Source organism: Mesorhizobium sp. M7A.F.Ca.CA.004.06.1.1 (genome assembly GCF_003999135.1).
Taxonomy (GTDB): Bacteria; Pseudomonadota; Alphaproteobacteria; order Rhizobiales; family Rhizobiaceae; genus Mesorhizobium.
Window position 1 is genome coordinate 1 of the sequence record NZ_RZPQ01000376.1, and the last position, 5,641, is coordinate 5,641.

A 5,641-nucleotide genomic window follows, 5' to 3' on the forward strand; every position below is an offset into this window, starting at 1 on the left:
GCGCCGACACCATCGCGCAGCGCACATGCTCCGACCGTGCCGGGGCCATGACTTTCATCCGGCGCGTCGGCTACCCCGTCGTGGTCAAGCCCGACAGCGGTTCCGGCGCATCGAACACCTTCAAGATCTCCAACGCCAAAGAGCTCGACCAGTTCTTCCGGGACAAGCCCGAGGACGTGACCTTCGTCATGGAGCAGTTCATCGAGGGGCTGGTGGTGACCTTCGACGGGCTGGTCAACCGCGACGGCGAGGTGGTGCTGGCGGCCAGCCACCGCTACGACCAGAGCGTCATGGAGGTGGTCAACAAGGACCGCCATATGAGCTACACCTGCTTTCCCAGGATCAGCCCGGCGGTCGAGGAGGCCGGCCGCAAGATCCTGAAAGCATTCGACGTGCGCGAACGCTTCTTCCACATCGAGCTGTTCGAGACCAAGGACGACCGGGTCATCGCGCTGGAGGTCAACATGCGCCCGCCCGGCGCCTGGATGACCGATGCGATCAACTACACGTTCGACATCGATGTCTACGCGGCATGGGCCGACATGGTGGTCAGGGATGCCGCCGGCGGCCCTTACGAGGGGAAGTATTTCACCGCCTATGCCAGCCGCAAGCGACGCCTCCACTATTTGCACAGCCATGAGGACGTGCTAGCCGCGCAGCGTGACAAGATCGTCCACCATCAGGCCATCGAAGAGGTTTTCAGCCGCGCCATGGGAAATTACGCCTACCAGATGCGCTCGAAGGACGAAGCAGCGTTGCGTGCAGCGGTCGCGTACATCCACGCTGAAAAGGCGTGAGGCGATGGACATTTCCTATCACAAGAATTTCTCGAGCCAGCTCGGCCGCGACATGGAATACAAGCGCTACGGCCATGCCGGCCGGCCGGTGGTGGTGTTCCCGACCTCGCAGGGCCGGTTCTACCAGTTCGAGGATTCCGGCGGGGTGGGCGCACTGGCCGAATTCATCGACACCGGCCGCATCCAGCTGTTCACGGTCGACGGCGTCGATTCTGAATCCTTCTTCGACAAGCATGCCGACGCCGCCCACCGCATCGCCCGCCACGAGGCCTATTTCCGCTATGTGCGCGAGGAGGCGCTGCCGGACTTCCTGTCCACAGCCGAGCAGGCCAATGGCGGGCGCAAGCTGAAGCCGCTGTTCTCGGGCTGTTCGATGGGCGGCTATCACTCGTCGAACTTCGTCTTCCGCTTTCCTGAACTCGCCAGCGGCGTCATTGCCCTGTCGGGCGTCTATTCGGCGCGCGACTTCTTCGGCAAAGCGCTCGAGGGCGACATTTTCTACAACTCGCCGCTCGACTATCTGCCCGGCATCGTCGATCCCAAACTGCTGGCCCGGCTGAAGGCGCTCAGGCTGATCTTCTGCTGCGGCCAGGGCGCCTGGGAAGAGCGGATGCTGGTCGAGACGCGCAAGTTGGAACAGATCCTGCGCGACAAATCCATTCCCGCCTGGGTCGATTATTGGGGCGGCGATGTCAGCCACGACTGGCCATGGTGGCACAAGCAACTGGTCTATTTCTTCGGCCGTTGGCTGGATGAGGACCTGATGCACAGGCTCGACTGACAGCGGGGCTCGTCCGCTGACAGCTACCCTTCCTGGCCTGCCGGCAGAGCGACGGTCTCGTGTTCCGACGCCGATCCGCGACGCAGGCCAAGGAAGACGACGATGGCGGTCATGACGGTGATTGCCGCCAGCACGATCAGCAGCCTGTCGAACGCCGCCTCGTAGGCCTGGACCAGAACAATGGCTCCAGCCTGGGGCAGATGTTGTGCTGCTTCGCCGAGATTGCCGGTCACCAGCAGTTGGGCTGCCGCTGCTGCCTGCGTCGAAGATGCCGTTCCCTGTGCGGCGAGATGCGCGGCGGTAAAGCCGGAAAGGGTCGCCATGACGATCGCCAGCGCCACGCCCTCGCAAGCGACGCGGGTGGTGTTGAAGATGCCGACCGCCATGCCGGCGCGCTCTCTCGGCACGACACTGACGGCGAGCCCGTCCATCAATCCCCAAGGCAAAGCGATGCCGACGCCGATCAGCATCAGCGGCGCCACCAGCGCACTATCGACCGGTGGTGTCAGGCTTAGCCAGACAAGCCCGGCGGCAGCGACGAGCAGGCCGACGCCGCAGATCGTGGCCGGCGCGATCCAGCGCGCCAGCTGTCCGGCGAGCATCGGCAGGATCAGCAGCGGGCCTGATAGGCAGATCATCAATTGCCCGGCCTTGATCTCGCTCATACCCTCGATGCCGATGAAGCGGATCGGCAACAGGACGAGCAGGACGACGAAGGCGTAAGCGGGTGCCGCAGCCAGAAACTGGACGCCGACGAAGCGGGGATAGGCAAACAGCGTGAGATCGAGCATCGGCCGTTGTGCTCGCCGCTCGACAACGACGAAGGCGACAAAACAGATGGCAGAAGCGGCCAGAAGGGAGACGACGAGGGGACCGGCCCAGCCGCTCTGCGGGGCCTGGAGCACGCCATAGGTCAGCGACGCCAGCGCGATCGTGAAGGTGCCGGCTCCCGCCCAATCTAGGCCCGTCGCATCCGGGTCGCGCGATTCCCTGATGGTGCGCAGGCCGAGCATGGCGGCGGCAATCGCGAGTGCTGCAACCAGAAGAAAGATCGACCGCCAGCCGAATGCAGAGATGAGCAGGCCCGACGCGATTGGGCCGAAGGCGAGGCCGATACCGAAACTGGTGCCGAGGAAGCTGAAGGCGCGCAGCCGCAACGGCCCTTCGAATTCCTGGGCAAGTGCCGAGGCGCCGCCAGCGAAGGCGGCCGCACTGCCGATACCCTGCGCGGCGCGGAAAATGTCGAACCAGATGATGTCCGGCGCCAGCATCGCGCCCAGCGACGCCAGGACATAGAGGGAGAGGCCGACGAGGAAGAGGCGCTTGCGCCCATGATTGTCGGCCAGAGCGCCCGACGCCATCAGGGTGGCGCCGAAGGTCAGCATGAAGGCGTTTGTCACCCAGTTGAGCTCGATCGGACTGCCGCCGAGATCGGCCGCGATACGCGACAGAGCGACGGCCGGACCGGTGAAGGTCAAGGGCATCGTCATCGCGGCAAGGCACACGGACAAGAGCACGAGCCATCTCTCGGCAGAGCCGGTTGTGGTCCTGGAAGTCATGGATTTCCCTATCTGAAACAGTACTCGCCGGTGGCCCGCGCCATTGCGGAGCCGGTCGTGATGACAAGATAGGTCGTCGGCATTTCAGGAAAAATGGTGTTATATCTCCTGGTATATCGGACTGAAACGCTCGAATGGAATGACGCAATGGATCGTCTCAACGGGCTCCTGGCCTTCGCCCGCACCGCCGAATTCGGCAGTTTCGTCGCCGCCGGGCGGGCGCTTGGCATCTCGGCTTCCGCTGTCGGCAAAAGTGTCGCCCGGCTCGAGCAGGAACTCGGCGTGCGGCTCCTGCAGCGCAGCACGCGGCGCATTGGCCTGACGGAAGAGGGCAAGCTGTTCAACGAGCGGGTGCGCCGCATCCTCGACGACATCGACGATGCCGAGGCGATGCTGTCGCAGACACGGGAAACACCGCGTGGGCGGCTGCGCATATCCACCCCGATCGTCACCTATCATCTGCTGCTGCCGGTGCTGTCGGAGTTCATGGCACGCTATCCCGAGATCGAGCTCGACATCGATTTCAACGACCGGATCGTCGACGTCATCGACGAGGGTATCGATGTCGCGATCCGCAGCGGCGAACTGCCGGATTCGCGCCTTGTGTCGAGACCCGTTGCGCCCTTTCGCATGCTGCTGTGCGCGGCGCCCTCCTACCTGGACCGCCATGGCGCCCCCAGCGTGCCGGCTGATCTCATCAGACATTTCGGCATAAACTTCCGCTTCCTGAACAGCGGCAGGCTGCTGGAGTGGCCGTTCACTACCGGAAGCGCCGAACCGCAGATCCGCTCGATGCTGACCTGCAACAACATGGAAGCCTTGAAGGGCGCCACGCTCGCCGGCCTCGGCATAGCTTGCATGCCGGATTTCCTGGTGCGCGAGGCGCTGCACGAAGACAGGCTGCGTACCGTCCTCGATGGTCATGTCGACGGCCGTGGCCAGTTCCGGATGCTGTGGCCCTCCAATCGCCATCTGTCGCCGAAGGTGCGCGTCTTCGTTGATTTCCTTCCCGAGCGACTTGCTGCGACAAGCGGCTCGTAGCCAACTCATCGAATAAATATGATTATTATTGTCATGTTTATGTGGAAACATCGGAGCGGCTGTGGCATGCCGCTGACGGTGAGGGTGCCGCGCGGCGCCTTGCCCGAACCGTTTCGAAGGACTTGAGCGATGGACCAACTTAGCGCGCAAACCCGGATCAGCGACGCGGCGATCAGATCGGTGATGGACCGGCTGCGCGCAGAGCACAGCGAATTCGAGATCGACACTGGCGTTGCCGACCAGTGGGAGCTCCGCCTCTACTACGGCTCGTTGAGCGCTACGCTCGATGATGAAAGCGTGCTGATCCGCGTCGCGGCGACAGACGAAACCTGCCTGTCCTACATGAAGATGACGGTCGCCGGCCATGTCGCCGAACATCTCGGCACGACCAAGGGCATCCATTGGCAAGGCGACGGCAGCGACGCCGGTACTCCGGTCTTCTTCCGCGAGATCACGGTGATGTCGTCGACGCGGATATCGGCGCATATGCAGCGCCTGCGCTTCGCCGGCAAGGATCTCGGCCGATTTAGCCATGGCGGCCTGCACATGCGGCTGCTGCTGCCGCCGCCTGGCCGCCGGCTGGTTTGGCCGACGATGGGCGCTGACGGCTTGATCGTCTGGCCTTCTGGCGACGATGCGCTTGCTGTGCGGGTCTACACGATCCGGGCGCTGGATGCCGCAAGCGGTTGGCTCGATGTCGATTTCGTGTTGCACCCCGGCCAGAACACGCCCGCCGCCACATTCGCGCAAAACGCACGGGCGGGAGACGTCATCGGCATGATCGGACCCGGCGGCGGCGACGCCCCGGTGGCGCAGACCTTGCTTCTGCTCGGCGACGACACCGCGCTGCCCGCCATCGGCAGGATTTTGGAGCATCTGCCGCCATCAACACGTGCCGAGGCGCTGATCGAGGTCGATAGCCCGGATGACCGAATAGCGCTGGCGCAAGGGGACAATATCGACATCACCTGGCTTTACCGGCGCGGCCTCGAGGCCGGCACCGCGGGCCTATTGTCGACCGCCTTGCGTGAGCGCAATCACATGGCGCTTGCCGACGGCCTGTACGTCTGGGCAAGTTGCGAATTCGGCGATTTCCGGGAGATACGCAAGATCGTGCGCAAGCAGTGGGGCCTGCCGCGCGACCGGCACCTGGTTACGGCCTACTGGCGTCGGGATGCGCATAGCGTGGGCGAGGGCGGCGAGGACTAGTCGCTGCTTATTGCCTGACGCTTCTGGCCACCAGCCGAGCGACGCTCGGGCCGACCAGCAGCACGATCAGGAAGCGTGCCGATTGCAGGGCCATGACGAAGGAGATGTCGACGTTCTGCGCGGCGGCGGCGATGATGGCGATGCTGTCCATGCCGCCGGGGCTGGTCGCCAGATAGGCGGTCAGCGGATCGATGCCCAGGAGATGGCTGATCAGGAAGGCAAGGCCGCCGCAAAAGGCGATCAGCGCCACGCTC

Annotated in this window: 6 protein-coding genes; 4 read left to right on the plus strand and 2 right to left on the minus strand. The window is 64.0% G+C overall.

The genetic code is table 11. The features are described from left to right. On the plus strand, positions 1-797 hold a 797-nt coding region (locus tag EN906_RS20905), incomplete at its 5' end, for an ATP-grasp domain-containing protein (protein WP_127375342.1). A 4-nt stretch (positions 798-801) separates the two neighbouring features. Continuing rightward, on the plus strand, positions 802-1,578 hold the full coding sequence (locus tag EN906_RS20910; protein WP_127271710.1) for an esterase family protein: 777 nt from the start codon (positions 802-804) through the stop codon (positions 1,576-1,578). Positions 1,579-1,601: 23 nt separating this feature from the next. Here EN906_RS20910 and EN906_RS20915 read toward each other — a convergent pair whose 3' ends face one another. Continuing rightward, positions 1,602-3,137, minus strand: coding sequence for an MFS transporter (locus EN906_RS20915; RefSeq protein ID WP_127375343.1), 1,536 nt, complete (start codon positions 3,135-3,137; stop codon positions 1,602-1,604). A 147-nt stretch (positions 3,138-3,284) separates the two neighbouring features. On the opposite strand from EN906_RS20915, the gene EN906_RS20920 reads away from it, so the two are divergent. Together EN906_RS20920 and EN906_RS20925 are read left to right on the plus strand one after the other, a co-directional pair. Beyond that, positions 3,285-4,178, plus strand: coding sequence for a LysR family transcriptional regulator (locus EN906_RS20920; RefSeq protein ID WP_127269787.1), 894 nt, complete (start codon positions 3,285-3,287; stop codon positions 4,176-4,178). A 129-nt stretch (positions 4,179-4,307) separates the two neighbouring features. Beyond that, a complete protein-coding gene (locus tag EN906_RS20925) occupies positions 4,308-5,387 on the plus strand; it encodes a siderophore-interacting protein (RefSeq protein ID WP_127269789.1) in 1,080 nt (359 codons plus the stop codon). Positions 5,388-5,394: 7 nt separating this feature from the next. On the opposite strand, the gene EN906_RS20930 is transcribed toward EN906_RS20925, so the two are convergent. Continuing rightward, positions 5,395-5,641: AbrB family transcriptional regulator (locus EN906_RS20930; protein WP_164777269.1), on the minus strand; the 247-nt coding region annotated here is incomplete at its 5' end.